The organism is Streptomyces sp. NPDC021225, assembly GCF_044332865.1.
Classification (GTDB): domain Bacteria; phylum Actinomycetota; class Actinomycetes; order Streptomycetales; family Streptomycetaceae; genus Streptomyces.
Genome location: NZ_JBIRPV010000001.1, coordinates 778,656 through 804,602, shown reverse-complemented (window position 1 = coordinate 804,602; position 25,947 = coordinate 778,656). Strand labels below are relative to the sequence as shown.

The 25,947-nt window shown below is 71.8% G+C and carries 24 protein-coding genes and 1 pseudogene; 15 read left to right on the top strand and 10 right to left on the bottom strand.

Annotated features, from left to right (window positions below):
* Positions 1–2: 2 nt before the first annotated feature.
* Positions 3–863: a sugar phosphate isomerase/epimerase gene (locus tag ACH4S9_RS03625; protein WP_311722603.1), complete on the bottom strand. Its 861-nt coding sequence runs from the start codon at positions 861–863 to the stop codon at positions 3–5.
* Entirely contained in the window at positions 850–1,857 is a 1,008-nt protein-coding gene (locus ACH4S9_RS03620) for a zinc-binding dehydrogenase (protein WP_398369550.1), read from the bottom strand. The genes ACH4S9_RS03625 and ACH4S9_RS03620 overlap by 14 nt, the downstream gene beginning before the upstream one ends.
* Before the next feature lie 296 nt (positions 1,858–2,153).
* On the opposite strand from ACH4S9_RS03620, the gene ACH4S9_RS03615 reads away from it, so the two are divergent.
* Positions 2,154–2,945, top strand: coding sequence for an IclR family transcriptional regulator (locus tag ACH4S9_RS03615; RefSeq protein ID WP_311722601.1), 792 nt, complete (start codon positions 2,154–2,156; stop codon positions 2,943–2,945).
* A 6-nt stretch (positions 2,946–2,951) separates the two neighbouring features.
* On the opposite strand, the gene ACH4S9_RS03610 is transcribed toward ACH4S9_RS03615, so the two are convergent.
* Positions 2,952–3,389, bottom strand: coding sequence for a MarR family transcriptional regulator (locus ACH4S9_RS03610; RefSeq protein WP_358845185.1), 438 nt, complete (start codon positions 3,387–3,389; stop codon positions 2,952–2,954).
* Positions 3,390–3,572: 183 nt separating this feature from the next.
* Between ACH4S9_RS03610 and ACH4S9_RS03605 the strand changes: the two genes are divergently transcribed.
* The 10 genes from ACH4S9_RS03605 to ACH4S9_RS03560 all read left to right on the top strand — a co-directional run bounded on the left by ACH4S9_RS03605 (position 3,573) and on the right by ACH4S9_RS03560 (position 14,189).
* Positions 3,573–4,403, top strand: a complete 831-nt coding sequence (locus ACH4S9_RS03605; RefSeq protein ID WP_398369547.1) for a CoA transferase subunit A — start codon at positions 3,573–3,575, stop codon at positions 4,401–4,403.
* Positions 4,400–5,191, top strand: coding sequence for a CoA-transferase subunit beta (locus ACH4S9_RS03600; protein WP_398369545.1), 792 nt, complete (start codon positions 4,400–4,402; stop codon positions 5,189–5,191). Before ACH4S9_RS03605 ends, ACH4S9_RS03600 begins: the two co-directional genes overlap by 4 nt.
* Before the next feature lie 5 nt (positions 5,192–5,196).
* A complete protein-coding gene (locus ACH4S9_RS03595) occupies positions 5,197–6,393 on the top strand; it encodes a thiolase family protein (protein ID WP_398369543.1) in 1,197 nt (398 codons plus the stop codon).
* 11 nt (positions 6,394–6,404) lie between these two features.
* Positions 6,405–7,172, top strand: coding sequence for a protocatechuate 3,4-dioxygenase subunit beta (gene pcaH, locus ACH4S9_RS03590; RefSeq protein WP_398369541.1), 768 nt, complete (start codon positions 6,405–6,407; stop codon positions 7,170–7,172).
* Positions 7,172–7,774 carry a protocatechuate 3,4-dioxygenase subunit alpha gene (gene pcaG / locus ACH4S9_RS03585; RefSeq protein ID WP_398369539.1) on the top strand — a complete coding sequence of 201 codons (603 nt, stop codon included), beginning with the start codon at positions 7,172–7,174 and terminating at the stop codon, positions 7,772–7,774. The genes pcaH and pcaG overlap by 1 nt, the downstream gene beginning before the upstream one ends.
* Entirely contained in the window at positions 7,761–9,494 is a 1,734-nt protein-coding gene (locus tag ACH4S9_RS03580) for a lyase family protein (RefSeq protein WP_398369537.1), read from the top strand. Before pcaG ends, ACH4S9_RS03580 begins: the two co-directional genes overlap by 14 nt.
* A gap of 238 nt (positions 9,495–9,732) precedes the next feature.
* The gene (gene pcaC, locus ACH4S9_RS03575) at positions 9,733–10,938 is read left to right on the top strand and encodes a 4-carboxymuconolactone decarboxylase (protein ID WP_398369535.1); all 1,206 of its coding nucleotides are present in this window, start codon (positions 9,733–9,735) and stop codon (positions 10,936–10,938) included.
* 112 nt (positions 10,939–11,050) lie between these two features.
* Positions 11,051–12,340, top strand: a complete 1,290-nt coding sequence (locus tag ACH4S9_RS03570) for an ABC transporter substrate-binding protein (protein ID WP_398369533.1) — start codon at positions 11,051–11,053, stop codon at positions 12,338–12,340.
* A gap of 8 nt (positions 12,341–12,348) precedes the next feature.
* Positions 12,349–13,332: a carbohydrate ABC transporter permease gene (locus ACH4S9_RS03565; protein WP_385341439.1), complete on the top strand. Its 984-nt coding sequence runs from the start codon at positions 12,349–12,351 to the stop codon at positions 13,330–13,332.
* 2 nt (positions 13,333–13,334) lie between these two features.
* A complete protein-coding gene (locus ACH4S9_RS03560; RefSeq protein WP_394816702.1) occupies positions 13,335–14,189 on the top strand; it encodes a carbohydrate ABC transporter permease in 855 nt (284 codons plus the stop codon).
* Here the strand turns inward: ACH4S9_RS03560 and ACH4S9_RS03555 are convergent.
* The 3 genes from ACH4S9_RS03555 to ACH4S9_RS03545 all read right to left on the bottom strand — a co-directional run bounded on the left by ACH4S9_RS03555 (position 14,147) and on the right by ACH4S9_RS03545 (position 17,510).
* Complete coding sequence (locus tag ACH4S9_RS03555; RefSeq protein WP_398369530.1) at positions 14,147–15,217, bottom strand: ArsR/SmtB family transcription factor; 1,071 nt, start codon at positions 15,215–15,217, stop codon at positions 14,147–14,149. The two genes, ACH4S9_RS03560 and ACH4S9_RS03555, sit on opposite strands and share 43 nt — an antisense overlap.
* A gap of 588 nt (positions 15,218–15,805) precedes the next feature.
* Positions 15,806–16,384 carry an HD family hydrolase gene (locus tag ACH4S9_RS03550; protein WP_385341433.1) on the bottom strand — a complete coding sequence of 193 codons (579 nt, stop codon included), beginning with the start codon at positions 16,382–16,384 and terminating at the stop codon, positions 15,806–15,808.
* Positions 16,385–16,397: 13 nt separating this feature from the next.
* Positions 16,398–17,510, bottom strand: a complete 1,113-nt coding sequence (locus ACH4S9_RS03545) for a helix-turn-helix domain-containing protein (RefSeq protein WP_398369528.1) — start codon at positions 17,508–17,510, stop codon at positions 16,398–16,400.
* 131 nt (positions 17,511–17,641) lie between these two features.
* On the opposite strand from ACH4S9_RS03545, the gene ACH4S9_RS03540 reads away from it, so the two are divergent.
* The 3 genes from ACH4S9_RS03540 to ACH4S9_RS03530 all read left to right on the top strand — a co-directional run bounded on the left by ACH4S9_RS03540 (position 17,642) and on the right by ACH4S9_RS03530 (position 18,773).
* Positions 17,642–18,103, top strand: a complete 462-nt coding sequence (locus ACH4S9_RS03540; protein WP_398369526.1) for a hypothetical protein — start codon at positions 17,642–17,644, stop codon at positions 18,101–18,103.
* Between the two features lie 347 nt (positions 18,104–18,450).
* Positions 18,451–18,618 (top strand): hypothetical protein, encoded by a 168-nt coding sequence (locus tag ACH4S9_RS03535; RefSeq protein WP_358845169.1) that lies wholly within the window; start codon positions 18,451–18,453, stop codon positions 18,616–18,618.
* Complete coding sequence (locus ACH4S9_RS03530; RefSeq protein WP_385341426.1) at positions 18,615–18,773, top strand: hypothetical protein; 159 nt, start codon at positions 18,615–18,617, stop codon at positions 18,771–18,773. Before ACH4S9_RS03535 ends, ACH4S9_RS03530 begins: the two co-directional genes overlap by 4 nt.
* 62 nt (positions 18,774–18,835) lie before the next feature.
* On the opposite strand, the pseudogene ACH4S9_RS03525 reads toward ACH4S9_RS03530, so the two are convergent.
* Positions 18,836–19,084: pseudogene (locus tag ACH4S9_RS03525) on the bottom strand (putative PEP-binding protein); the annotation flags it as partial.
* Between the two features lie 366 nt (positions 19,085–19,450).
* Here ACH4S9_RS03525 and ACH4S9_RS03520 point away from each other — a divergent pair.
* The gene (locus tag ACH4S9_RS03520) at positions 19,451–20,530 is read left to right on the top strand and encodes a methyltransferase domain-containing protein (protein ID WP_398369524.1); all 1,080 of its coding nucleotides are present in this window, start codon (positions 19,451–19,453) and stop codon (positions 20,528–20,530) included.
* 136 nt (positions 20,531–20,666) lie between these two features.
* Here the strand turns inward: ACH4S9_RS03520 and ppdK are convergent, their stop codons facing one another.
* From ppdK to ACH4S9_RS03505, 3 genes are all read right to left on the bottom strand, one after another.
* Positions 20,667–23,393: a pyruvate, phosphate dikinase gene (gene ppdK / locus ACH4S9_RS03515; RefSeq protein WP_311722582.1), complete on the bottom strand. Its 2,727-nt coding sequence runs from the start codon at positions 23,391–23,393 to the stop codon at positions 20,667–20,669.
* Positions 23,394–23,837: 444 nt separating this feature from the next.
* Complete coding sequence (locus ACH4S9_RS03510) at positions 23,838–25,028, bottom strand: ROK family protein (RefSeq protein WP_398369521.1); 1,191 nt, start codon at positions 25,026–25,028, stop codon at positions 23,838–23,840.
* A 39-nt stretch (positions 25,029–25,067) separates the two neighbouring features.
* Positions 25,068–25,934 carry a carbohydrate ABC transporter permease gene (locus ACH4S9_RS03505; RefSeq protein WP_398369519.1) on the bottom strand — a complete coding sequence of 289 codons (867 nt, stop codon included), beginning with the start codon at positions 25,932–25,934 and terminating at the stop codon, positions 25,068–25,070.
* Between the last annotated feature and the right edge of the window lie 13 nt (positions 25,935–25,947).

Below are 25,947 nucleotides of genomic sequence, written 5' to 3'. Positions count from 1 at the left end.
ACTCAGACGGCAGGGGCGGCCACGGCGGCCGTGGCCAGGACGCGACACGTGGTCCGGTACGCGCGCGCCGCGGTCTCCGCGGGTACGCGGGCGTCGAGGTCGTCGGAGAGGACCTCGACCGAGACGGGCGCCTCAATGCCCGCCCGGCGCAGCAGACGCAGCAGCCCGGTGAGGTCCGCCGCCCCCTCCCCCGGCAGCTGCCGCTGGTGGCGGGCCTCGTGCAGGGTGTCGGACAGCGGGGTGGGCAGCACGTCGTCGAGCTGGACGTTCACCACGGCGCCCGGCGGCAGGGCCGCGATCTCCTCGGGGCGGGTGCGGCCCCGGGTGAGGTGCCAGGCGTCGAGGATCAGCCCCGGGGACGCGGCCCCTGCCGGGCGCGGAGCCCGTACGGCGGCCACGAGGCGCGCCGCGAGGTTCAGGTCGCGGATGCCGGAGAACGGCATGAACTCAAGCCCCAGCACCGCGCCCGCCCGCTCGGCGCGTTCGGTGGCCGTGCGGAGCCCGTCGACCAGGTCCTGGTACGGGTGCTCGTCGAACATCCCGGCGTTGACGCGCCGGGCGCCGAAGGTCTCCGCGATGTGGAAGACGGTGTCGTCCTCGCTGCGCCGCCGCTCGTCGTAGCGCTGTGGCCGCGCCCAGTGGCGCAGCAGCTCGACCTCGGTGAGCCGCACGCCGTACTCGGTCAGCAGGGCCGCCATCCGGGCGTCGGTCCAGCCCTCTTCGCGGGCCTGCCGGTACTGGTGCACGGCCAGGCCGATGCCGGTGAACCCGGCCTGCGCGGCGGCCCGGACCCGCTCGCCGAAGGAGGCGGTGCGCAGGGTCAGGGCGGACAGGGTGAGCCCGGGGGCGTCAGTTGTCGTCATCGTTGCGCCCGCCGTCCTCCGGGTCCAGGGAGATCCAGGTCTTGCCGGCCCGCTCGCGGGCCCCGGCGAACGCCTCCTGCGCGTCCTCCAGCGGGAATCGGGCGTCGATGGCCGCGCCGGGCCGCACCGCGCCGGAGGTGATGTCGGCCAGTGCGGCCGTGAAGTCGCCGGGGTGGTCGTAGATGAGCGAGCCGCGCAGGGTGAGCTGGGAGCGGACCAGCTGGTTGACGCTGAGCGGCAGCCCCGCCGAGCCGAGCCCGACGAGGACGGCGGTGGCGCCGGGAACCGTGCACTCCAGGGCCGCGCCCAGCGCGGCGGCCACCCCGGAGGACTCGAAGACGTACGTGAAGCCGCCCTCGCCGTCGTCCGCCGCGCGGGCGCCGAGCACCTCGGCGTGCGCCAGCCGGCGCGGGTGCGGCTCCACGACGGCCGGGCGGACGCCGATGGCCAGCAGCGCCTGGCACAGCAGCAACCCCTGCGCGCCCGCGCCGACGACCAGGGTCTTGTCCCCGGCCCCGACTCCCCCGCGCCGCACGGCGGTACGGGCCACGGTGTACGGCTCGGCGCAGGCCAGGTCGGCGGGGTCGGTGGTGTCGGGGACGGGGTGGGCGAAGGGGGCGGGGACGGCGATCCGCTCGGCGAGGAGACCGGGCGCGTTCATGCCGACGATGACGCGCTTGGTGCAGGCGGAGGTCAGGCCGCGGGGGCACTCGGGGCAGTCGAGACAGGCGTAGTTCGGCTCGATGACCACGCGTTGGCCCACGGCGCGGTCCACGACCCGCCCGCCGACGGCGACGATCCGGCCGAAGCCCTCGTGGCCGACGACCCACGGCAGCGCCGGGACGGCCCGGTCGCCGTCGAAGACCGCCAGGTCGGAGCCGCAGACGCCCATGCCTTCGAGTCGGACCAGGACATCGTGGGGGCCACACTCGGGTTCCGGCCAGTCGTCGACTGTCTCAATGCGGCGGGGAGCGGTGAGGACGGCTGCTTTCACCGGGTCTCCTACGTGGGGAGGGGAGGGCGGACTTGGGGAGTTGGTCCGCTGAACGGACCTTGGGGTCCGTGCGCCGGTGACGATAGAACGTACGCTGAGCATCGACAAGAGGTCGCGGGCGAGTAACCGCGGTGTCAAACGGGCGGCCGAGCGGGAAACCCGGGCCTGACATGCCAGAAAGCCCTTACCCACCCTGCCCCGCCCCTGGTCCGCGCAGCGGACCTCGGTCCATACTGTGCGTCCATATGGGGCCCGGACGGGTCCGCCGGGCGGACCGGACGGCGAGGAGCGGCGGAGTGAGCGAAGACAGCACAGGAAGCACAGACAGTGCTGGCGGCGAGGCCCGGGGCATGCGGACGGTCCAGCGGACCATCGACATCCTGGAGCTGTTCAACGAGCACCGCCCCGCGCTGTCCCTCCGCGAGATCGTCACCGCCAGCGGCCTGCCCAAGACCACCGTGCTGCGGATCCTTCAGACCCTGCGCCTCAACGGCCTGCTCTGGCTGGACGAACACGGCCGCTACACCGCGGGCCCCGCCTTCCTGCGCTGGGTCCGCATGGCGGACCAGGGCTGGCGGCTACCCGCCCCCGCCCGCCGGGCGCTGCGCGAACTCGCGGCGGAACACCGGGAGACGGTGCACCTGTACGTGCGGCGCGATGCGCACCGCATCTGCATCGCCCAGGAGGAGGGGCCACAGGCGCTGCGCCATGTCGTGCAGGTCGGCGACGAACTGCCGCTGTGGGCGGGCGGCCCGTCCAAGGTGCTGCTGCTCGAGGCGGACGACACGCTGCTCGACCGGGTCGCCCGCCGCTCCCCGCACGGCCCGGCCCACGCCACGACGCTGCGCCGCTGGGTGGCCGAGACGCTGCGCAACGGGTACGCGGTCAGCCACGGCGAGCACGAGGAGGGGCTGTCGGCGGTGGCCGTCCCGGTACGGGCGCGGGGCGGCGAGGTGGTCGCGGCGCTGTCCTTCGGCGGCCCGTCGGCCCGCTTCACGGCGGAACGGCTGCCGCGCTTCGTCAACTCCCTGACGGTGGCGGCCCGCACGGTCAGCGGAAGCGGGGGGTTCGGCGGCCTGCGCGCGTAGGGCCGCCTACGCCCGCAGCTCCTCCGCCGCGTCCGCCACCCGCGCGATGAGCCGCAGCAGCGTCTCGCGCTCCTCCTCGTCCAGCGGCGCGAGGAAGACCCGGTTCATCCGCGCCGTACGCGTGACCAGCTTGCGGTGGACACGGACGCCCTCCTCCGTCAGCTTGAGCACATTGCGGCGCCCGTCGCGCGGGTCGCGGACCCGCTCGAGCAGCCCCCGCCGGGCCAGCCGGGCCACGACGTCGGCGATGGTGGAGCGGTCGAGGTGGACGTGTTCGCTGAGGGTGCGCTGGTCGATGTCCGGCTTCTCGACGAGCGCGTTGACCACCGCGAACTGCGGCGAGGTCGTCTCCTCCGAGACCATCGCGCCCCACAGCAGGGAGTGCGCCTGCTGGAGCCGGCGGGCCAGATGCCCGGGGTGAGTGCTCAGATCGACCGCGCCCATACCCCCGCCGCCCTCTTCCCTCGCATTTCATTCGTACACTGAACAATTCTGCCCTGCGGAAGCACACCTGTCGAGTGCAACCTTTCCTTCCTCAGCTCTATTGACTGAGCCCCCGGGTCGATGACAGCGTTCCGGGCAGATAAAAATAATCAGCACACTGAGCATCCGGCTCCCGGAGTGACGATGGCCGACATTCGTAGCCTGCACGACGCCGTGGCGGACCTGGTCCACGATGGGGACACCCTCGCGATGGAGGGCTTCACCCACCTGATCCCGTACGCCGCCGCGCACGAGATCATCCGTCAGGGCATCACCGACCTCACCCTCGCCCGGATGACCCCCGATGTCATCTACGACCAGCTGATCGGCGCCGGACTGGTGCGCAAGCTGATCTTCTCCTGGGGCGGCAACCCCGGCGTCGGCTCGCTGCACCGCTTCCGCGACGCCGTGGAGAACGGCTGGCCGCGCCCCCTGGAGCTGGACGAGCACAGCCACGCGGGCATGGCCAACCGCTATGTGGCGGGCGCCTCCAAGCTGCCGTTCGCCGTGTTGCGCGGCTACCGGGGAAGCGACATCCCGTCCCGTACGGAGACGGTCTCCACCGTCGTCTGCCCCTTCACCGGCGAGGAGCTGGCCGCCGTCGCGGCCCTGAACCCGGACGTCACCGTCATCCACGCGCAGCAGGCCGACCGGCACGGCAACGTCCAGCTGTGGGGCCTGACCGGCGTGCAGAAGGAGGCGGCGCTCGCCGCCGACCGGGTCCTGGTGACCGTGGAGGAGATCGTCGACACGCTGGAGCCGCGGCCGGGCGGGGTCGTCCTGCCGACCTGGGTCATCGACGCGGTGGCCCACGTCCCCGGCGGCGCCCACCCCTCGTACGCCTCCGGCTACTCCGTCCGGGACAACGCCTTCTACCAGGCCTGGGACCCGATCGCCCGCGACCGCGAGGCGTTCACGCAATGGATCGAGGAGCACGTGCGCAACGAACAGAGCGCGAAGGCTGTCGTGCGATGACCGACCACACCACAAGCTCGGACTTCACCCGCGACGAGCTGATGGAGGTCAACGCCGCCCGCGCGCTCGCCGGCGCCAGGACCTGCTTCGTCGGCATCGGGCTGCCCAGCACCGCCGCCAACCTCGCCCGCGCCACGGTCAATCCGGGCCTCGTCCTCATCTACGAGTCGGGGACGATCGGCTCCAAGCCGACCCGGCTGCCGCTGTCCATCGGCGACGGCGAGCTCGCGGAGACCGCGGACGCCGTGGTACCGGTGCCGGAGATGTTCAACTACTGGCTCCAGGGCGGCCGGATCGACGTCGGCTTCCTGGGCGCCGCGCAGGTCGACCGCTACGCCAACATCAACACCACGGTCGTGAACCGCGGCCCGGACAAGCCGGAGGGGCGGCTGCCGGGCGCCGGGGGCGCGCCAGAGATCGCCTCGAACTGCGGCAAGGTGCTGATGGTGCTGCGCCACTCCACCCGGAACTTCGTCCCGAAGCTCGACTTCGTGACCACCCTCGGCCATGGCGCCGGCCCCGGCGACCGCAAGAAGCTGGGCATGCCCGGCGCGGGCCCGGTCGCCGTCATCACCGACCTCGGCGTGCTGCGGCCCGACCCGGCGACCGCGGAGCTGATGCTGACCGAGTTGCACCCGGGGGTATCTGTGGAGCAGGTACGGGCCGCCACGGGCTGGGAGCTGCGGGTGAGCGACGAGCTCGGCGCGACCGAGCCGCCGACGCCCCAGGAGCTGGCAGCCCTGCGCGCCCTCAAGAACGCGGGAAAGTCCGCCGGAAAGGACGCCTGATACAGATGAGCAACGGCACCCTGCGCGAGGTCTACATCGTCGACGCCGTCCGCACACCCGTCGGCAAGTACGGCGGCGCGTTCGCGGGCGTGCGCCCCGACGACCTGGCCGCCCATGTCGTACGCGCCCTCCTCGCCCGCACCCCCGACCTCGACCCGGCCCGCATCGACGACGTCTACTTCGGCAACGCCAACGGCGCGGGCGAGGACAACCGCGATGTGGCCCGGATGGCCGTCCTGCTGGCAGGGCTCCCCGTCACCGTGCCCGGCGCCACCGTCAACCGGCTGTGCGCCTCCGGCCTGGAGGCCGTGCTCCAGGCCGCCCGCGCCATCGCCGTCGGCGACGCGCATATCGCGCTGGCCGGGGGCGTGGAGTCGATGAGCCGCGCCCCCTGGGTGCTGCCCAAGCCGGAGCGGGCCTTCCCGGCCGGGCATCAGCAGCTGTACTCCACCACCCTCGGCTGGCGCATGACCAACCCCGACATGCCGCCCGAGTGGACCGTCGCCCTCGGCGAGGGCGCCGAGCTGATCGCCGACAGGCACGGCATCGGCCGCGCCGCGCAGGACGCGTATGCGCTGGCCAGCCATGAGAAGGCGGTGCGGGCGTGGCAGGAAGGGGCGTACGACGCGGAGGTCGTGCCGTACGAGGGCGTGGACCTGCCCCGGGACGAGACGATCCGCGACAACACCTCTCTCGAATCGCTCGCCAAGCTGAAGCCCGCCTTCCGCAAGGACGGCGGCACGGTCACGGCCGGCAACTCCTCCCCGCTGAACGACGGCGCGGCCGCGCTGCTGCTCGTCGACGAGGAGGGGCTCGCGGCCACCGGGCGCGAGCCGCTGGCCCGTATCGGCGCGTCCGCCGTCACCGGCATCGAGCCCCAGTACTTCGGCCTCGGGCCGGTCGAGGCGGTGAACCGCGCGCTCGCCAAGGCCGGCCGCACCTTCGCCGACCTGACCACCCTGGAGCTCAACGAGGCCTTCGCCGCACAGGTGCTGGGCTGCCTCGCCGAGTGGCCGGACCTGGACCCCTCTCTCGTCAACCCGCGCGGCGGCGCCATCGCCATCGGCCACCCCCTCGGCGCCTCCGGCGCCCGGCTCGCCGGGGCCGTGGCCCACCAGCTCGCGGCGGCGGGCTCCGGGGTGGGCCTGGCCACCCTGTGCATCGGCGTCGGGCAGGGCCTCGCCCTCGTACTCGAAAGGTAACCGTGACTCAGATGTCTCTCACCCAGGCCGACATCGACGGCGAACTCGCCACGATCCGCGACGGGTACGACAAGGCCCGCGCCAACGGCGCGCCCGCCGCCCACCACCCGCCGCGCGACTTCCCGCCCTACCGCAGCAGCCTGCTGCGCCACCCCTCGCAGCCGCTCGTCGCCGTCGAGGGCGACCCGGAGACCGTCGAGCTGCACACGCCCGTCTTCGGCCACACCGACATCACCGCGACCGACAACGACCTCACCGTCCAGCACCAGGGCGAACCGCTCGGCGAGCGCATCACCGTCTCCGGGCGGCTCCTCGACAGCCGGGGCCGCCCGGTGCGCGGACAGCTCATCGAGCTGTGGCAGGCCAACGCCTCGGGCCGCTACGCGCATCTGCGCGACCAGCACCCCGCCCCGCTCGACCCCAACTTCACCGGCGTCGGGCGCACCCTCACCGGCGACGACGGCGGCTACACCTTCACCACGATCAAGCCGGGCGCGTATCCGTGGCGCAACCACGTCAACGCGTGGCGGCCCGCGCACCTCCACTTCTCCCTCTTCGGGGCGGCGTTCACCCAGCGCCTGGTCACCCAGATGTACTTCCCCGGCGACCCGCTCTTCGCCTACGACCCGATCCTTCAGTCGGTCACCGACGAGCGGGCGCGGCAGCGGCTGGTCGCGACGTACGACCACGCGCTCTCCCAGCCCGAATGGTCGCTAGGCTACCGCTGGGACATCGTCCTCGACGGGCCGTCCGCCACCTGGATCGAAGAAGGCCGCTGATGCCCGCTCGACAACTCACCCAACAGCCCTTGTCCCCCACCCCCTCGCACACGGTCGGCCCGTTCTACGGCTACGCGCTGCCCTTCCCCGGGGGCGGCGACCTGGCCCCGACGGGGCACGCGGACGCCATCACCCTGCACGGATACGTCTACGACGGCGCGGGCGCCCCCGTGCCCGACGCCCTGATCGAGCTCTGGCAGGCGGGCCCGGACGGCTCGCTGTCCGGCGCCCCCGGCTCGATGCGGCGCGACCCGGTGACCGGCGGCCACGCGGGCCGCAACGGCGTGGACTTCACCGGCTTCGGCCGGGTCCCCACGGATGCCGACGGCCACTGGACCGCCCGCACCCTCCCCCCGGGCGCCCCCTCCCCGGCCCCCTACATCAGCGTCTGCGTCCACGCCCGCGGGCTGCTGCACCACCTCTTCACCCGCGTCTACCTCCCCGAGACCGCCGCCGCGGGCGCCGCCGACCCGCTCCTCGTCGCGCTGCCCCCGGCCCGCCGCGAGACCCTGGTGGCGACGGCCGGGCCCCACCCCGGGACGTACCGCTTCGACATCCGCCTTCAGGGCGAGGGGGAGACGGTCTTCCTTGAGTTCCGCTGACTCCCATGCGGCTGCTTCCGCCGACGACAGCGGGCTGCTGTCGCCGGTGCGAGTCGGGTCGGCCGTCGAGGAGGCCACCGGGGACACGGCGTTTCTCCAGGCCATGCTGGACGCGGAGGCCGCGCTCACCCGGGCCCAGGCCGCGCTCGGGCAGGCGCCCGCCGCGGCCGCCGGGGCGGTGGCGGGCGCGGCGCGCGCCGAGCTGTACGACGTGCGGGAGCTCGCCGTGCGCGCCCGCGCCGGCGGCAACCCGGTCATCCCGCTGGTCGCCGAGTTGACGGCGGCCGTGGCCCGTACGGACCGGGGGGCGGCCGCGTACGTTCACCGGGGCGCGACCAGCCAGGACATCCTGGACACCGCCGCGATGCTGGTCGCCGCCCGCGCGCTGCCGCTGATCCTGGCCGACCTCGGGCGTACCGCCACGGCGCTCGGCCGGCTAGCGGCCGAGCACCGCGACACCCCCATGCCCGCCCGCACCCTGACCCAGCACGCCGTGCCCACCACCTTCGGCCTGAAGGCGGCGGGCTGGCGCGCCCTGACCCTGGACGCCCACGCCCGCCTCGCCGCGCTGCGCCCGCCCGCCCAACTGGGCGGCGCGGCCGGTACGTTGGCGGCCTTCGCCGCGCTGCCGGAGGGCCCCGGGGCCCCCGGGGTGCCGAACCCGACCGGCGGCGGCGCGGAGCGCGCACCCGCGCCCGGCCGGGCCCGGCCCCCCGCGGTACGGCCGACGCCGGGTGCGGGCGCCGACCGCCGCGACGACGCCACGGCTGGGGCCGCCGACAGGGCGGCGCCACCCCGCACCACCGCTGCGGGCACCGACACCGACGGCCGGAGGCCCGGCGAGGTCAGCGGCCAGACACCCGATGCCCCGAACGCGGTAAGCCCGACGGCCGAGCCCGCAGCGGGCCCGACGCCCGGGATGGGCCCACTCGCCGCGGCCGGCGCGACCGAGTCGGGCGACGACCTCGGGCTGCGGCTCGTGGCGCGGTTCGCCGCCGAGGTGGGGCTCGCGGAGCCCGCGCTGCCGTGGCACACGCTGCGTACCCCCGTGGCCGACCTCGGGGTCGCGCTCGCCTTCGCCGTCGGTGCGCTGGGCAAGGTCGCGGCGGATGTCCTGGTGCTCTCGCGGACGGAGATCGGGGAGGTCGCCGAGGGCAGCGGGGGCGGCTCCTCGGCGATGCCGCACAAGAGCAACCCCGTCCGCGCCACGCTCATCGCCGCCGCCGCGCGGCAGGCGCCCGCGCTCGCCGCAACCCTCCTCGGCTCGCTCGTCGCCGAGGACGAGCGGCCCGCCGGGGCCTGGCACGCCGAGTGGCAGCCGCTGCGCGAGCTGCTGCGGCTGGCGGGCGGGGCCGCGCGGGAGGCCGCCGAACTGGCGGAGGGCCTGCGGGTGTTCCCGCGCCGGATGGGCGAACACCTCGCACTCACCGACGGCCTCATCGTCAGCGAGCGGATCGCCGCCGCACTCGCGCCCCTCGTCGGCCGCTCGCGCGCGAAGGAGCTGCTGTCGGCGGCGTCCCGGCGAGCGAGGGAGGAGGGTGTCGGGCCGGCGGCAGCACTCGCGGAGGTACCGGAGCTCACGGGCGCGCTCTCCGAGGCGCGGCTGCGGGAGCTGGCGGACCCGGCCCGCTACACCGGCTCCGCCGCCGCGCTCGTCGACCGCGCGCTGCGCCGAGCAAGCCCCGACGACCCCGGCCCCCCGCGACCCGGCGACGCGTAACCCCCCAGGGGGTGTCCGGCGGCGCGTTTCCTCACCCCGCCCCTTCCCGCGGTGTCGATCTGCGGCTCCGCCGCGTGGGGGGCCTTGCCCCTGCACCCCGGGGTCTGAGGTGGAGCCCCAGTTGAGGGAAGGGGCGGGGAGGGGAACAGCACCGAGGCGCGGCTCCGCCCCGACCGCCGGACACGACCCGGCCCCTGCTCCCCCTCATCCTCACTCTCACCCGCCCGGAGCGCCGACCATGATCACCGACCTCCCGCACCACCTCCTCGACGGCCCCGCCACCGCCCCGCCCCTCATCCTCGGCCCGTCCGTCGGCACCTCCCTCGCCGTGTGGGAGCCCCAGCTGCCCGCCCTCGCCCGCACGCACCGCGTGCTGCGCTGGGACCTGCCGGGGCACGGCCGCTCCCCCGCCGGGCTGCTGCCCTCCGACGGCAGCGCCACCGTCGGCGACCTCGCCGCCCTCGTGCTGCGGCTCGCCGACGCGCAGGGGTGGGAGCGGTTCGCGTACGCGGGGATCTCGATCGGCGGGGCGGTCGGTCTGCATCTGGCCGCGCACCGCCCGGAGCGGGTCGAGTCGCTCGCCGTGGTCTGCTCCTCGGCCCGCTTCGGCGACCCCTCGGCCTGGCGCGAGCGGGCCGCGCTCGTACGGGCCGAAGGGACGGAGGCGATGGTCGCGAGCCGTCCGGGCACCTGGTTCTCGCACCGCTTCGCCGACTCGCCCCGCGCCATCGCGCTGCTGGCGGACCTGCGGGCCTGTGACCGCGCGGGGTACGCCGCCTGCTGCGATGCCCTCGCCTCGTACGACCTGCGCTCCGCGCTGCCGTCCGTCACGGACGTGCCCACGCTCGTCGTCGCGGGCCGCGACGACCCCGCCACGCCGCCCGCGCACGCCCGCGAGATCGCGGACGCGGTGCCGGGGGCGAGCCTGCTGGAGGTGGCGGGGGCGGCGCACCTGGCCGGGGTGGAGCGGCCGGAGCCGGTCACGGCCGCACTGCTCGCGCACTTCACCAAGGGTACGGACACCACCGACGACGCCTCCCGCCACGCCGCCGGGATGACCGTTCGCCGCGCCGTCCTCGGCGACGCGCACGTCGACCGTGCGATCGCCCGTACGACCCCCTTCACCGCCCGGTTCCAGGACTTCATCACCCGCTACGCCTGGGGCGAGATCTGGACCGGCGACGCCCTGGACCGCCGCAGCCGCAGCTGCGTCACCCTCACCGCGCTCATCGCCCACGGCCACGACGCGGAGCTGGCCATGCACATGCGGGCCGCGCTCACCAATGGCCTCACCCGCGAGGAGATCGGCGAGGTGCTGCTCCAGAGCGCGGTCTACTGCGGCGTCCCGGCGGCGAACTCCGCGTTCGCCACCGCCCAGCGGGTGTTCGACGAGATGGACCGCGACCGCCCCGACGGCCCGTCAAACCCGAGTCAGAGCAGCTGACATACCGCCGCAACAGCGCTGTCGTAATACGCCCCCATGGTTGATCACTGGGTCGTACCGTGGTTGGTTGGCACGATCCGGTCACAGGGAGCGACGGCGAGGGGGCCGCAGTATGTCCAACGACCTTAAGTCCATCAGCCGCAGACGTCTGCTCGGCGCCGGCGGGAGCCTCGCCCTCACGGGCGCGCTGGCCACCGCGTGCGGCTCCAACACCGGCCGGGATTCCAAGGATTCGGACGGCAAGCCGGTCATCGAACAGTGGTACCACCAGTACGGCGAGGACGGCACCGAGCGTGCGGTGAAGCGGTACGCCGCCGCGTACGGCAAGACCGGCAAGGCCAAGGTCGAGGTGCAGTGGCGGCCGGGGAACTACGACCAGCAGATGGCCGCCGCGCTGCTCACCGACTCCGGCCCGGATGTCTTCGAGGCCAACGGCCCCACGCTGGACCAGATCCAGGGTGGCCAGGTGGAGGATCTGACCGACCTCCTCGACGGCGTCAAGGACGACTTCAACCAGGCGGTCCTCGCGCCCAAGACGTACGACGGCAGGATCTGGGGCATTCCGCAGGTCGTCGACATGCAGCTCCTCTACTACCGCAAGAGCCTGCTGAAGGACGCCGGCGTGGAGCCGCCGCAGACGCTCGACGCGCTGGTCGACGCGGCGAAGGCGCTCACGGACAAGAAGACCAAGGGGCTGTTCCTGGGCAACGACGGGGGCGCTGGGGTACTCGGCGGCACCCCGCTCCAGGCCGCCGGGCTCCGGCTGGTCACCGACGACGGCGAGGTCGGCTTCGACGACCCGGCCGCCGCCCGCGCGCTGGAGAAGATCCACCGGCTGTACGCGGACAAGTCGCTGCTGCTCGGCGCACCCTCCGACTGGTCGGATCCGTCGGCCTTCATCCAGGGGCTCACAGCCATGCAGTGGTCGGGCCTGTGGGCGCTGCCGCAGGTCAAGAAGGAGCTGGGCGAGGACTTCGGGGTGCTGCCCTTCCCGAAGGACGGGTCGGCGGGGCAGCCGTCGGTGCCGGTCGGGGCGTATGGCGCGGCGGTCAGCTCCAAGACGAAGCACAAGGAGGAGGCGAAGGCCTTCGTGAAGTGGCTGTGGGTGGACAAGGCGGAGTACCAGGAGGATTTCGCGCTGTCGTACGGCTTCCACATCCCGGCCCGGATCTCGCTCGCCAAGAAGGCGGACAAGCTGCGCGAGGGCGCGGCGGGGGACGCCGTGCGCTACGCCACCGACCACGGTTTCGCCGAGCCGCTGCTGTGGACCCCGGCGAGCCGGACCGCTTACCAGGACGCGCTCAGCCGGATCATCAAGGACGGCGCGAGCGCGGACCAGGAGCTGCGCGGCGTGGTGCGCAAGGTGGGCGCGGAGCTGCGGCGTGTGAAGAAGAAGAGCTGACGCCCGCGATGGCGCAGGACACGCTTTCGCACCCGCTTGAGGACAGGCGGCCCGCGCCCGGTACGTCGCGCACGACACTGCGGCGCAGGCTGCTGGGCAAGCAGAACCGTACGCTCTGGTTCTGGATCTTCGTCGGCCCGTTCGCGATCGGGCTCGGGCTGTTCACCTACGTACCGCTGGCGTGGAGCGTCTACCTCAGCTTCTTCGACGCGCACAACACGGTCTCGCCCACCGACTTCGTCGGCCTGGACAACTACACGGCGATGCTGCGGGACGACGCCTTCACCGACAGCCTCGTCACGTTCCTGGTGTTCACGGCCTTCATCGTCCCGGCCACCTTCGTCCTGTCGCTCTCGCTCGCGCTGATGGTCAACAGGCTGCGCCGGGCGCAGGCGTTCTTCCGGTCGGTGTTCTTCCTCCCGGTGGCGTGCTCCTATGTCGTGGCGGCGCTGATCTGGAAGATGTCGATCTTCAACGGGGTGCGGTTCGGGCTGGCCAACACCGTGCTGGGCTGGTTCGGCGCGGATCAGATCGCCTGGCTGTCGACGACCGATCCGCCCTGGTACTGGCTGGTCATCGTGACGGTGCGGCTGTGGCTCCAGGCGGGGTTCTACATGGTGCTGTTCCTGGCCGGGCTCCAGCGCATTCCGCGCCATCTGTACGAGGCGGCGGCCGTGGACGGGGCGCGGCCGGGGTGGCAGGTGTTCCGGTACATCACCCTTCCGCAGCTGCGGGCGACGTCGATCGCGGTGACGCTGCTGCTGGTCATCAACGCGTTCCAGGCGTTCGACGAGTTCTACAACCTGCTCTCGGACTCGCGCGGCTATCCGCCGTATGCCCGTCCGCCGCTGGTGTACCTGTACTACACGGCGCTGGGGCAGGGGCAGAACCTGGGTCTTGGCAGCGCGGGCGCGGTGATCCTGGCGCTGATCATCGCGGTGGTGACGGTGGCCCAGGCCCGCTGGTTCCGGCTCGGCCGGAAGGAGGACTGACGGTGACACGCGACCCCCTCGTCCGCGAACCTCTCGTCCGCGTCGGGCGCGCGCTGCGGCTCGTGCTGCTGATCGCGCTGGCGCTGCTCTTTCTGATCCCCTTCTATCTGCTGGTGCGCAACGGGCTGTCGAGCGAGGCGGACATCACCTCCGCGGAGTGGACGTTCTTCCCGAGCGAGCTGCGCTGGTCCAACATCGGCGAGCTGTTCGACGACCCGAATGTGCCGATGGCGCACGCGCTGCTCAACTCCTCGCTGATCGCGGTGGCGACGACGCTGGGCACCCTGCTGTTGGCCTCGCTCGCGGGGTACGGCCTCGCCCGGATCCCGTACCGCTACGCGAACGTGGTCTTCTACTGGATCCTGGGCACCCTCATGGTCCCGGCCGCCGTCACCTTCGTGCCGACCTTCGTCCTGGTGTCCTCGCTGGGCTGGGTGTCCACGCTGCGCGGGCTGGTGGTCCCAACGCTGTTCAGCGCGTTCGCGGCGTTCGTCTTCCGCCAGTACTTCCTGGGGTTTCCCCGGGAGCTGGAGGACGCGGCGCGGGTGGACGGGCTCGGCTACTGGCGTACGTACTGGCGGGTCGTGGTGCCCAACTCGCGGCCGGTGTTCGCGGCGGTCGGCACGATCGTCTTCATCGGCGCCTGGAATTCGTTCCTGTGGCCGCTGGTCATCGGCCAGGACCGGGAGGCGTGGACCGTCCAGGTCGCGCTGTCGACGTTCACCACCGCGCAGACGGTCAACATCCACGAGCTGTTCGTCGCGGCCGCCGTCTCGATTCTGCCGCTGCTGGTGGTCTTCCTCTTCCTCCAGCGCTACATCGTGGCGGGGGTCGAGCGCTCGGGCATCGACGACTGAGCGGGGGCAGCGGGGGCGCCGCCGCGCAGCAGGGCGGCGCCCAGCGGGGTCAGGGTGTGCAGCACGGCGCTGCCCTGGCGCAGGGTGAGCAGCAGGCCGGCATCGCGCAGCACGCTGGCGTGCTGGCTGGCGGAGGCGATCGACACGCCCACGCGGCGGGCGAGTTCGCTGGTGGTGCAGCCGCCGCCGACGCCCTGGAGCACGGCCGACCGGGTCTGTCCGACGAGCTTGCTGAGCGACTGGGCGGCGCCGGGGCCAGTGCCCGGGACGGGGGCGGGGCGGGGGGCGGCGACGGGGCGGGCCGGGGGGCTGGGCGGTACGGCGCCGGGGGTGTGTTCCACCGGGTAGACCAGCACGGGTCTCAGGTGGGGGTCGTAGAGGGTGACCGGGGTTCTTCGGCAGAAGAAGGACGGCTGGAGCAGCAGCCCGCGCCCGCCGAGCTCCAGGTCGCGGTCGACCGGGTAGTCGACCTCCAGGACCGGGGGCCGCCAGCGCATCGTGGGCGGCAGCGAGGCCAGCAGCCCGTCGGCTCCCCCGTCCAGCAGGGCGCGGCCCCGCACGGCGCGGTCGGCCTCGATCCGGGCCTGTAACCGCGGCCAGTAGGGGGCGATGGCGGCCCGGTGGTAGGAGGCCAGCGCGGTGGTCAGGCGGTCCAGGGAGCGCGGCTCGCCCTGGCCGAGATCGCGTATCCAGCCGGGGAGTCGGGCCGCCGGGAGGCGGGAGATCTCGGTGTGCAGCCGGGCCTGCGGGGTGGCGCGCAGCGCCTCCATGCCGTCGCCATAGCCGATTCCGCCCTCGGCGGGGGTCAGGAAGTCGGGAAAATAGCCGCGTGAGGGAATGAGGGGCGCGAGCAACCGCGCCTCGCCGTTCAGCCTATTTCGCGCCAGTGAACGCCATTCTCCGTATACGGTCGCGGCGCGGTGCTCCCGCAGCCGGTGGAAACTCAGAACCGTTTCCCACAGCGCGTCCGGGCGGATCGCCATCCGCAGCCGCGCCAGATCGAGCTCGCCGAAATACACACGCAGCACTGGACCCCCACCGAGTGACACCCGTGATCGCCCCCGACCACGGTTGAGTATGCACGGTGCCACCGTCAGTGACCACGCCCTTTTGGCCAGACTTGAAACGGGGCGCGGCGGGCCGGACGCGGCGGGAATGCTGTTCCTCGTTGCAAAGCGCGCCGCCGGGAAAGGCCCCCGGCGGGCGTCCGCAATTCAACAGGCGGTGCCCAGGTCCGGATTGCTCGTCCCCGTGGGGGGTGACGAGTGCGTTACGGCCGTCTGGGCACTTCTGTTGCCGCTTGAGCCGATGCGAGCGGCAACGGCTCCCGTGGGGGGAGTGAGAGGGGGCGGCGCCCGGCCAGGTGCCGCCCCCTCGCCCGCGGGGGTGGTCAGAGCGGGCGCGCCGGATTCGGCTCCGACCATTCGACCCCGATGTGCGGGGTTTGACCGGCTCGGCTACGAGGACGGCTTGGCTGCCGTGCCGCCCGTGACGTCGCTGATCGCGAAGTGAGCCCGACGTTGGTCGCGGCTGCCACCACGCTCCACAAGGCCCTCTCGTCCCTGGCCTCCGGGGCAACGGTAGAGAGGGCGCGTTCTTGTGTCCGGCCTGAGGCCCTAAGGTTGCTCGCCCAAGGCGGCACGGAGCCAGTCAAGAGACCCCTGGTTCAGCAGTTCGTCGGCGAGACGCTTCCCCGTCTCGGTCACCAATCGGCCGCGGCTGTTGTCGACCCACCGCTGGGCGTTCGCGTACCCCTGCGCCATGTACTCCACCCCCTGAAGCAGGCATTCGAGCTTGTCCGCATCACGAGCGCACACCGCCTCCGGCGACTCCTTGGCCTCGTATTCGCTCACCCATTCCCGCACGGCAGATGCCAGAACTTCGGGCATGTCGGCGGTCTGGTCGGCGGTCACCTCCTGCGGGTCGGCGCTGGATGAGTACTTCTTACCGAGGTAGTTCACGTCCCCAGTACGTGTCTCCTGCGAGTCGTGCCAGACGGCCAAGAGAGCGGCCCGTCCGGGGTCCGCGCCTTCGATCCGGGCGATGATCGAGGCGATCAGCGAAGTGCGCCACGCATGCTCGGCGACGCTTTCAGGATCACGCACCCCGGCCATCCACCAGCCGGTTCGCCGGGCGTGCTTCAGCGTGCCCGCCTCGAACAGGAAGCGAGCCACCGCGTGCAGATCGTCAGCCACCGTCCATCTCCTCTCACACCTCGGCGAGGCGGATCGCGTATCGGATGCTTTCGAGCTCGCGGCGCGCGGCTGCAGAGAGCTCCTGACTATCCAACATCACCGGCAGCCGCTTCCGGAGGGCGATCGCGGCACTACCTGAGCGGAGCAGCTCGGGCTTGGCGGCGAGCAATGCCCACAGGGTATGGATGTTGAGGTCGACGTACCCGTGATGCGGTGCGAGCCCGCACGCCAGGTGTCGCAGGAGCCGCATGCCTGACCACTCGCCGAGGTGACGAGAGGCGATGAACTGGTCCGAGAGTTCGATCTGCCGCGTCTCACCCACCCAATACGCCCAGTAGTTGAGGTTCTCAGTCTCGCTGGCGTCATCCTCGCCCAGCGTGCTGTTGATGAAATGCCGCATCCGCTCCCTGTCGCCGTGGCGCGCAGCGACAGCTGCGATGGATCGCTCGTTCAGCCAGCGGGTCAGCCAGCTCGAAGGCCGCTCGCTGCTTTGCTGTTGGGCAAGCCAGTCGGCATCGTTGGCCCGGTCATATCCGGACAGGTATAGGGCCTGGCGCCGCAGAAGGAAGGTCCTTTCGCTCCGGGTCTCCTCAGCCATGCGTCGCATCTGGCTGAAGAACCGGCTGAGTTCCTCCGTGGACAGTTCCGGGGCTGCGGGGACAGGGCCTCTCCGCTTCCGGGGCGGGTCGGGCAAGCCTCGAACGGAGGCCGGCGGCTCTCCGGTGAGCGGCCAGGCAAGAACTTCGATGAGATCGCGCTGCATTACCCAAGCCCCAAGCGGGCTGTCCTGAACCGAGGTCTCGCCGTCCAGAGCGCTGCCCAGGAGAACGTCTGCTTCCATCGCTCGCTCAAGAGCCAGCAGGAGCGTCGGCGAGGCACCCATCCGCATCAGTTGGTGACGATGGACGAGCACCTGTCCAACAGGTACGGCCGTGAGCGGACGCCGCCCGGACTCCCAGCCGGCGATCGTGTCGACCGAGACCCGAAAGTGTTCGGCAAGCGCTTCCTGGCTCAGGTCCAGTTGCTCCCTTATCAGCCGTAAGACGTACCCGGAGACGACGCCTCTGCGGGCACGATCGCCCTTTCCCTGACCACAGGTCAGGGAAGGCGGCTGACCCTTCACCATGAGTCCCCTTGCTTGGTCGTAGAACCGCCATCATCCCGTACTTGCGGTCACTTCATCCCCAATGCGCGGATTCGTAACGTCATGAGCAGCGACAACCCGCCCAGCGGGTCACGTAGATGAGTGGCGCAGTCATGGACAAGGCCACCCCGTTCTGCCTCGGAGGCAGCCCGATGACGACCAGAGCCGAACCGTGGATGCCGACCAGCGGCCGTAGCGTAAAGCTGCAGCCCGCCGGCAGAGCGTGGGACGTCGTGCGCGTCCCCGTCTTCATTGACATCGGCAAACGTGTCCTTGATCTGTTGGGCGAGGCGACAGGCGCGGTCATCGAGAACCCGATCGACAGAGTGCTGTATTGGCTCATCGAGCCGGGAGCCGCCACCAGCTGGGACATGAGCCTGCTGCCCTCCGTCCAGGTGTGGGGAACGACTGCCTACACCGAAGTGCCGCCCGCAGACTTCGAGACGGGGCCGGGCGTGCGCTGGCTGGTACCGCTCCGTCACGACCGCTACCTGACCGACCCCACGGTCCTCCTCGCCGCGCTGCGGACCGCGACCCGCGAAGCGCTCGGCCCCCGCGAGGAGGTCCCGCAGTGACGCAGCACTGCTATACCGCTGCGACACACCCACCCGCGAGGCGATCGCCGTGCTCCGCGCGGCGGCCTCCGGGCCCGGCTGCTTGCGCTACCTGTGCCAGGACTGCGACCGTCGCTGGCCTCGCCCGTCGGGGAGCTGAAGGCGGACACCACGTAGACCGGTGGGCCGCTGGTGGTCCGGCTCCCCCGTCCCGGACAACCCTGCGCCAGCGGCCTACCTCCCAGCGTCCGCCCGCCTCCGTATCGCCCCGCAGAGGCGGGCGGGCCTGCTTCATCCCCGCCTCGGCGGCACCGCCAGAGGCGCTGACAACCGATCGGACGAACTCCGTTCACCACATTGGAGGCATCGTGAGCGACTACAGCGAGTTCCAGGACAAGGCCGAGGAGAAGGGCCGCAAGAAGCCGGGGCCCGGCGGTGACATGGGCAACGGGCAGACGAGCGGCTGTATGGTCGTGGCGCCGGTGGCCGTCTTACTTCTGGCCACCGCCGTCTTGATCCGCCGGAGGTGGACATGAAGATCAGGACTCACCGGGTCATCCGGGACGGCGATGAGGTGTACCCGGACGGCGAGGGCACTCGCTTCTTCGGCGTTCCCGCGTGGCGGATCTGCCTGGCCGTGTGCGCCGCGATGCCGATAGCACTGCTCGCCTACACGTACACCAGTCGCTGATCCGATCAGCAAAGGAGGGGGCGGCACTTCCGCACAGGTGCCGCCCCCTTCACGGGCCAGAGTCAGCGCCGGGGTTGAGGGTGAGGTACCCCGATGTGACTCCGGAGGTCCGGATACCGCCCGGCCGCGGCCGGGATGCGGAACGGCGAGCAGGAGACGTAGTCCAGGCCCACCTCGTGGAAGAAGTGGACGGACTCCGGGTCGCCGCCGTGCTCCCCGCAGACGCCGAGCTTGAGGTCGGAGCGAGTGGCCCGGCCGGCCTCGGCGGCGCTGCGGACCAGGGAGCCGACACCATCCTTGTCGTTGGTCTCGGATCGGCGCCCTGGGCGCAGCGATCAACGCGAGCAGGGACGCAAACCTCGACCCTGAGCTACGGGATCTGGCCGGAAGCGCTGCCGAAAACGCTGCCGGACAGCTGTCCGAGGAGCGCAGACAGAACAAGGAGCGCTCCCACCGCACCACAAGCCACCCGCCCCGGCCGGTGAGGACGGTCGGCCGGGGCGGGTAGAAAGTGCGCGACGGCGTGGGGAAGGCCCTTGCGCTGAGACCTCATGAGGTGGTGAGCAGTGATCTCCCAGGGCAAGCACAAGGGCGATCCCGCCCCGATCAAGCCGTGGACCCCACCGCCCCCGCCGCCGCCGGACGGCAACCAGCCACCGAAGGAGAAGTGAGACGCTGTGACCGACTGGCCACAGCGCCAGGCCGCGCTCCTGGACGCCCTCGCGGCGTCCGGGGCGCTGCCCCTCGAATGGCGCCCTGCCTTCGACGCCGTACCACGCCACCAGTTCGTCCCCCGGGAAGTCTGGAAGCAGGAAGTGACCTGCGCACCCGTCACCACCGAGGCCGCCTGGTGGGATCTGGTGTACAGCGACGAGCCGATCGTGACGCAACTGGACGACGGCAAAGGCGGCGGTCCCGGTGTGGCCACTTCCTCCGGCTCCAAGCCGTCGCTGGTCGCCCGGATGCTGGGCGCGCTCGACGTAGCCGACGGCCACCAGGTGCTGGAGATCGGCACCGGCACCGGCTGGAACGCCGCCCTGCTCGCCGCGCGCCTGGGCAGCGAGAACGTCACCACGGTCGAGGTGGACGAGCGCCTGGCCGAGCGGGCCGAGAAGGCGATCGGCGCCGCCGGATACGGTCCCCGCGTCATCCACGGTGACGGAGCGCTGGGATGGGCGTCCGGGGCGCCGTATGAGCGGCTGATCGCCACCTGCTCCGTGCGCCAGGTCCCGCCGGCCTGGATCGAGCAGACCGCCCCCGGCGGCGTGATCGTCGTCCCGTTCGCCTTGGACTTCTGGTCCGGCGCGCTCCTCCGCCTGGACGTCAGCGGGGGTGTGGCGCAAGGGCGGCCCGTCGGCGATGCGCAGTTCATGCCGATGCGTTCGCACCGTCCCGTGGCGGATGCCCCCGTGGACGGTTCCACCGCGCGCCGCGCGCCTGGGAGCACCGTTCCTGACACGGTGGCGAGCCTCGGGTTCGCCCTCTACACCAGCGCGCGGCTGCCCGGGGTCGCGATGACGGACGGCCACTCTGAGGGGACGTACCAGATCTGGCTGTGGGACCGGGAAGGATCGGCGGCCACCGTGACGGACGAGGAGGTGTGGCAGTACGGCCCCCGGAGCCTGTGGGAGGAGGTCGCCGAGGCGCACGCCGGCTACGTCGGCGACGGCAGCCCGTCGGCCGAGGAGTTCGGTGTGACCGTCGACGGCGCCGGACAGCGGGTGTGGCTCCGGTCACCGGAGGCACCGATCGTGTGAGGGGGAGGGGCCCCAGCGACACCGCAGGCAGCAAAGGAGGGGGCGGCACCTCCGCACAGGTGCCGCCCCCTTTGCGAGCCGGAGTCAGTGCCGGGGTTGAGGGTTGGGGTACCCCGAGGTGACTCCGGAGGTGCGGTTACCGCCCTGCGGCGGCCGCGCGGCCGGCTTCCAGGCGCGCGACGGGGATGCGGAACGGCGAGCAGGAGACGTAGTCCAGGCCCACCTCGTGGAAGAAGTGGACGGACTCCGGGTCGCCGCCGTGCTCCCCGCAGACGCCGAGCTTGAGGTCGGGGCGGGTGGCCCGGCCGGCCTCGGCGGCGCTGCGGACGAGGGAGCCGACGCCGTCCTTGTCGATGGTCTCGAAGGGGCTGACGCCGAAGATGCCCTTCTCCAGGTAGGCGGTGAAGAAGCTGGCCTCGACGTCGTCGCGGGAGAAGCCCCAGACGGTCTGGGTGAGGTCGTTGGTGCCGAAGGAGAAGAAGTCGGCGGACTCGGCGATCTGACCGGCGGTCAGCGCGGCGCGCGGCAGCTCGATCATGGTGCCGAGGGTCAGCTTGAGGTCCACGCCCCGGGCCCGCTGCACCTCCTCGATGACCTGCTCGGCCTCCTCGCGGACGATCTCCAGCTCCTGGACCGTGCCGACCAGCGGGATCATGATCTCGGCGCGCGGGTCGCCCTTGGCGTTCCGGCGCTCGGCGGCGGCCTCCGCGATGGCCCGTACCTGCATGGCGAACAGGCCGGGGATGACGAGGCCGAGGCGCACCCCGCGCAGGCCCAGCATCGGGTTCTGCTCGTGCAGGCGGTGCACGGCCTGGAGCAGCCGCAGGTCGTTCTCGTTGTGGTCCTTGCGGGACTCGGCGAGCGCGACGCGCACCGACAGCTCGGTGATGTCGGGCAGGAACTCGTGCAGCGGCGGGTCGAGCAGCCGTACGGTGACGGGCAGCCCGTCCATGGACTCGAAGAGCTCGACGAAGTCGTCCTTCTGGAGCGGCAGCAGCGCGCCGAGGGCGGTCTCGCGCTCCTCGTCGGTGTGGGCGAGGATCAGCCGCTCGACGAGTTCGCGCCGCTCGCCGAGGAACATGTGCTCGGTGCGGCACAGGCCGATGCCCTGGGCCCCGAACCGCCGGGCGCGGTTGGCGTCCTCGGCGTTGTCGGCGTTGGCCCGCACCCGCAGCCGGCGTACCCGGTCGGCGTAGGCCATGATCCGGTGGACGGCGCCCACGAGTTCGTCGGCGTCGTCGGCGCCCGCGTGCATCCGGCCCTCGAAGTACTCGACGACCGGGGACGGCACGACCGGCACCTTGCCGAGGTAGACCTTGCCGGTGGAGCCGTCGATGGAGACGACGTCGCCCTCCTCGATCACCAGGCCGTCCTTGCCGTCGAGGGCGGGCACCGTCATCCGGCGCCGCTTGGTGTCGACTTCGAGCTCCTCGGCGCCGCAGACACAGGTCTTGCCCATGCCGCGGGCGACCACGGCGGCATGCGAGGTCTTGCCGCCCCGGGAGGTCAGGATGCCCTCGGCGGCGATCATGCCGTCGAGGTCGTCGGGGTTGGTCTCGCGGCGGATGAGGATGACCTTCTCGCCGGACCGGGACCACTTGACCGCGGTGTACGAGTCGAAGACGGCCTTGCCGACGGCCGCGCCCGGCGAGGCGGCGATGCCCCGTCCGAGCTTGCGCACCGTGCCGTTCTCGGCCGCTTCCTCGTCGAAGCGCGGGAACATCAGCTGGGCCAGTTGGGCGCCGTTGACCCGGCGCAGCGCCTCGGCCTCGTCGATCAGGCCCTGGTCGACCAGCTGGGTGGCGATCCGGAAGGCGGCCCCGGCGGTGCGCTTGCCGACGCGGGTCTGGAGCATCCACAGCTTGCTGCGCTCGATGGTGAACTCGATGTCGCACAGGTCCCGGTAGTGCGTCTCCAGGATCTCCATGATCCGCATCAGCTCGTCGTACGAGCCCTTGTCGATCTGTTCGAGGTCGGCGAGCGGCACGGTGTTGCGGATGCCGGCGACGACGTCCTCGCCCTGTGCGTTCTGGAGGTAGTCGCCGTATACGCCCTGCTGGCCGCTGGCCGGGTCGCGGGTGAAGGCGACGCCGGTGCCCGAGTCGGGGCCGAGGTTGCCGAAGACCATGGAGCAGATGTTGACCGCCGTGCCCAGGTCGTGAGGGATGCGCTCCTGGCGGCGGTAGAGCTTGGCGCGGTCGCCGTTCCACGAGTCGAAGACCGCCCGCACCGCGAGGTCCATCTGCTCGCGCGGCTCCTGCGGGAAGCCGCGGCCGGTCTCGTTGGCGACGATGTCCTTGAACTCGGTGACCAGCCGCTTGAGGTCGCCGGCGTCCAGGTCGACGTCGACGGTCACGCCCTTGGCGCGCTTGGCCTCCTCCAGCGCCTCCTCGAAGAGGTCGCCGTCCACGCCGAGCACGGTCTTGCCGAACATCTGGATGAGGCGGCGGTAGGAGTCCCAGGCGAACCGCTCGTCGCCGGCCTGGGCGGCGAGCCCGGCGACCGAGTCGTCGGAGAGGCCGATGTTCAGGACGGTGTCCATCATGCCGGGCATCGAGAACTTCGCGCCGGAGCGCACGGAGACCAGCAGCGGGTCGTCCGGCTGGCCGAGGGTCTTGCCCATCTTGTTCTCGAGGGCGTCGAGGTGCGCACTCACCTCGTCGCGCAGGGCTGCGGGCTCCTCACCACTGTCGAGGTAGACCTTGCATGCCTCGGTGGTGATCGTGAAGCCCGGTGGCACGGGGAGACCGAGATTGGTCATCTCGGCGAGGTTGGCGCCCTTCCCGCCGAGCAGGTCCTTGAGATCCTTGTTGCCCTCGGTGAAGTCGTAAACGAACTTCTGCTGATCTTGTGTTTCCGGCACGGGACTCGAACTCCTCGGCTCGGCTGCCCTGACGGCGGGGAGCGTACCCAGATCGAAGGTTCCTGAGTATGTCCACTCCCCTGTCATTCGGCCGTAACCACCCGCCTGCCACGAGTTCGAAAGTCACTCGTACGAATGGCCCTCGCTCGCCGCACCTTCAAGGGTCGAACACATACCCACACTGCGCCTATATTCTAGCGCGCCAATCTTACTCTGTGTAATCATTGATTCGGGGTGTCGAACATCCAAAACTGGCACGGAGTGCCACGCCTTGGAGAGGTGAGGGCAGCGGGGGGCCACTGAACCCCCTCCCCGGACGTGCTCATGTGAGCGACAGGCCTATCAGAGTGGCGAGAATCACGCGGTCTGACGGCCCCTCATCTCGCCTTTTGGATACAACGAGTGGGAGTCCGCTCAAACGAGCATTGATCAGATGAGCATTGCTCAGGCAAGCGCCGCGAGCCGGGCGTCCGCCCGCGCCGGCGAGTACAGCGACTCCACGACCATCGCGGTGGCCCCGACCAGGCTCGCGCGGTCGCCGAGCCGCGAGGTGACCACCTGGAGATGGGCCGTGGTGCGCGGCAGCGCCCGCTGGTAGAGCAGCTCCCGCACGCCGGTGAGGAACGGCACCCCGGCCAGGTCCCCGCCGACCATCAGCACCCCCGGGTTGAGCAGCGTGACCACGGTGACCAGCACCTCCCCGACCCGCCGCCCCGCGTCCCGGGCCATCCGCACCGCCGTCGGGTCGCCTTCCGCCAGCAGCGCGCGCACATCCGAGCCGGAGGCGGCGGGCCGCCCCGCCGCGCTCAGGTCCCGGGCCAGCGCCCGCCCGCTGGCCACGGCCGCCAGACAGCCGTACGAGCCGCACATGCACAGCGCGTCGGGCCGGTCGTGCAGCCGGATGTGGCCGATGTCCCCGGCCCCGCCGTCGATGCCGCGGTAGATCTCGCCACCGACCACCACCCCGGCACCTATCCCGGTGGAGACCTTGACCAGGACGAACGCCGAGCAGTCGGGGTAACCCGCGCGCTGCTCCCCGTACGCCATCAGATTGGCGTCGTTGTCGACCAGCACCGGCACCGGGGCGAGGGCGGGGTGGAAGGCGCGCCGGATCCGCTCCCCGATCGGGTAGCGGTCCCAGCCCGGCATGATCGGCGGCTGCACGGCCTGCCCGCTCTCCCAGTCCACCGGGCCCGGCACGGAGAGCCCGATCCCGCAGACCCGCCCGGGGTCGGCACCGGCCCGCTCCAGCAGCGGCCCGAACCACCCGGCGACCTCGTCCAGCACCCGCTCGGGGCCGTCCGTGATGTCCAGCGGCGTGGTGTGCTCGGCCAGCGGGGTGCCCGCGAGGTCCATGACGGCGGCCCGCCCGTGCCGGGTCTCCAGGTTGACGGCCAGCACCACGGCATGGCCGGGGTCGAACTCCAGCCGCGCGGAGGGGCGCCCTCCGGTGGAGGTGCCCCCCGCGCCGCCGCGCACCCAGCCCGCCCGGAAGAGCTGGTCCAGGCGGTGTCCGACGGTGGACCTGGACAGCCCGGTCGCGGCCTGGAGCTCCCCGCGCGTGGTGGCCCGCCCGCTGCGGATCAGCTGAAGCAGATGGCCCGCGCTGGCCTGGGTCCCGGTGCTGCCCGCCATCTCGCTCCTCGCCGCTGTCGGTCGTATGCCTGCCCCCGCCTACCCCTTGTCCGCGCCGCTGGTCAGGCCCTCGGTCAACAGTCGCTCGGCGGCGAAGAACAGCAGCACCGCCGGGAGGGTGAGCACCACCGATCCGGCCATCAGGACCGTCTTGGAGACCTCGACACCGCCCGCGAGCTGCTGGAGGCCCAGAGAGACGGTCCACCGGTCGGGTTCGGCGGCGAGGAAGAGCAGCGCGAAGAGGAATTCGTTCCAGGCGATCATAAAGATGTACAGGCCGGTCGCCATGAGGGAGGGCAGCGCGAGCGGCAGGACGACCTTGCGGACCGTCTGAAGCCGCGAACATCCGTCCAGCGCCGCGGCCTCCTCGACGCTGTACGGGACGGTGACGAAGTAGTTCTTCATCATGTACACCGACACCGGCACGGTCTGCGCGACGTAGACGATCGCCAGCCCCACCAGGCTGCCCTGTAGCCCCAGCTTGGCGAACATCACGAACAACGGCACGGCCAGCAGCGTCGCGGGGAACAGATACACCGCCAGGAACAGCGCCCCGACCTGGCGGCTGCCGAAGAACCGCAGCCTGCTGACGGCGTACGCGCCGGGCACCGCGACCAGCAGGGTCAGCGCGACCGTGCCGAGCGAGACCAGCGCGGAGTTCAGCAGCATCCGCAGAAAGCCCTGCCCGCCCTCGTCGGCCGGTTTCAGGACGCTGCGGTAGGTGTCGAGGGTGAAGTCCTTCGCGGACACCCACAGGCTGCCGGGGTCCAGCAGCAGCGCGTCGATCGGCTTCACCGACAGCAGCAGCATGTAGCCGAACGGCACGATGGTGATCAGCGCGAGGAAGGCGATCACCACCCAGCGGGCGACGGCGAAGAAGCGCTCCTCGAACTGCGCACGGCTCATGGGGCGGCTCGTC

Bases quoted from the DNA above. Each gene is read 5' to 3' on its own strand.
- ACH4S9_RS03605 (WP_398369547.1), top strand. From the start codon at position 3,573: ATGGCCGACATTCGTAGCCTGCACGACGCCGTGGCGGACCTGGTCCAC.
- pcaG (WP_398369539.1), top strand. From the start codon at position 7,172: ATGCCCGCTCGACAACTCACCCAACAGCCCTTGTCCCCCACCCCCTCG.
- ACH4S9_RS03565 (WP_385341439.1), top strand. From the start codon at position 12,349: ATGGCGCAGGACACGCTTTCGCACCCGCTTGAGGACAGGCGGCCCGCG.
- ACH4S9_RS03610 (WP_358845185.1), bottom strand. From the start codon at position 3,389: ATGGGCGCGGTCGATCTGAGCACTCACCCCGGGCATCTGGCCCGCCGG.
- ACH4S9_RS03595 (WP_398369543.1), top strand. From the start codon at position 5,197: ATGAGCAACGGCACCCTGCGCGAGGTCTACATCGTCGACGCCGTCCGC.
- ACH4S9_RS03625 (WP_311722603.1), bottom strand. From the start codon at position 863: ATGACGACAACTGACGCCCCCGGGCTCACCCTGTCCGCCCTGACCCTG.
- ACH4S9_RS03530 (WP_385341426.1), top strand. From the start codon at position 18,615: ATGAAGATCAGGACTCACCGGGTCATCCGGGACGGCGATGAGGTGTAC.
- ACH4S9_RS03505 (WP_398369519.1), bottom strand. From the start codon at position 25,934: ATGAGCCGTGCGCAGTTCGAGGAGCGCTTCTTCGCCGTCGCCCGCTGG.
- ACH4S9_RS03545 (WP_398369528.1), bottom strand. From the start codon at position 17,510: ATGGTGAAGGGTCAGCCGCCTTCCCTGACCTGTGGTCAGGGAAAGGGC.
- ACH4S9_RS03510 (WP_398369521.1), bottom strand. From the start codon at position 25,028: ATGGCGGGCAGCACCGGGACCCAGGCCAGCGCGGGCCATCTGCTTCAG.
- ACH4S9_RS03600 (WP_398369545.1), top strand. From the start codon at position 4,400: ATGACCGACCACACCACAAGCTCGGACTTCACCCGCGACGAGCTGATG.
- ACH4S9_RS03540 (WP_398369526.1), top strand. From the start codon at position 17,642: ATGGACAAGGCCACCCCGTTCTGCCTCGGAGGCAGCCCGATGACGACC.
- pcaC (WP_398369535.1), top strand. From the start codon at position 9,733: ATGATCACCGACCTCCCGCACCACCTCCTCGACGGCCCCGCCACCGCC.
- pcaH (WP_398369541.1), top strand. From the start codon at position 6,405: ATGTCTCTCACCCAGGCCGACATCGACGGCGAACTCGCCACGATCCGC.
- ACH4S9_RS03570 (WP_398369533.1), top strand. From the start codon at position 11,051: ATGTCCAACGACCTTAAGTCCATCAGCCGCAGACGTCTGCTCGGCGCC.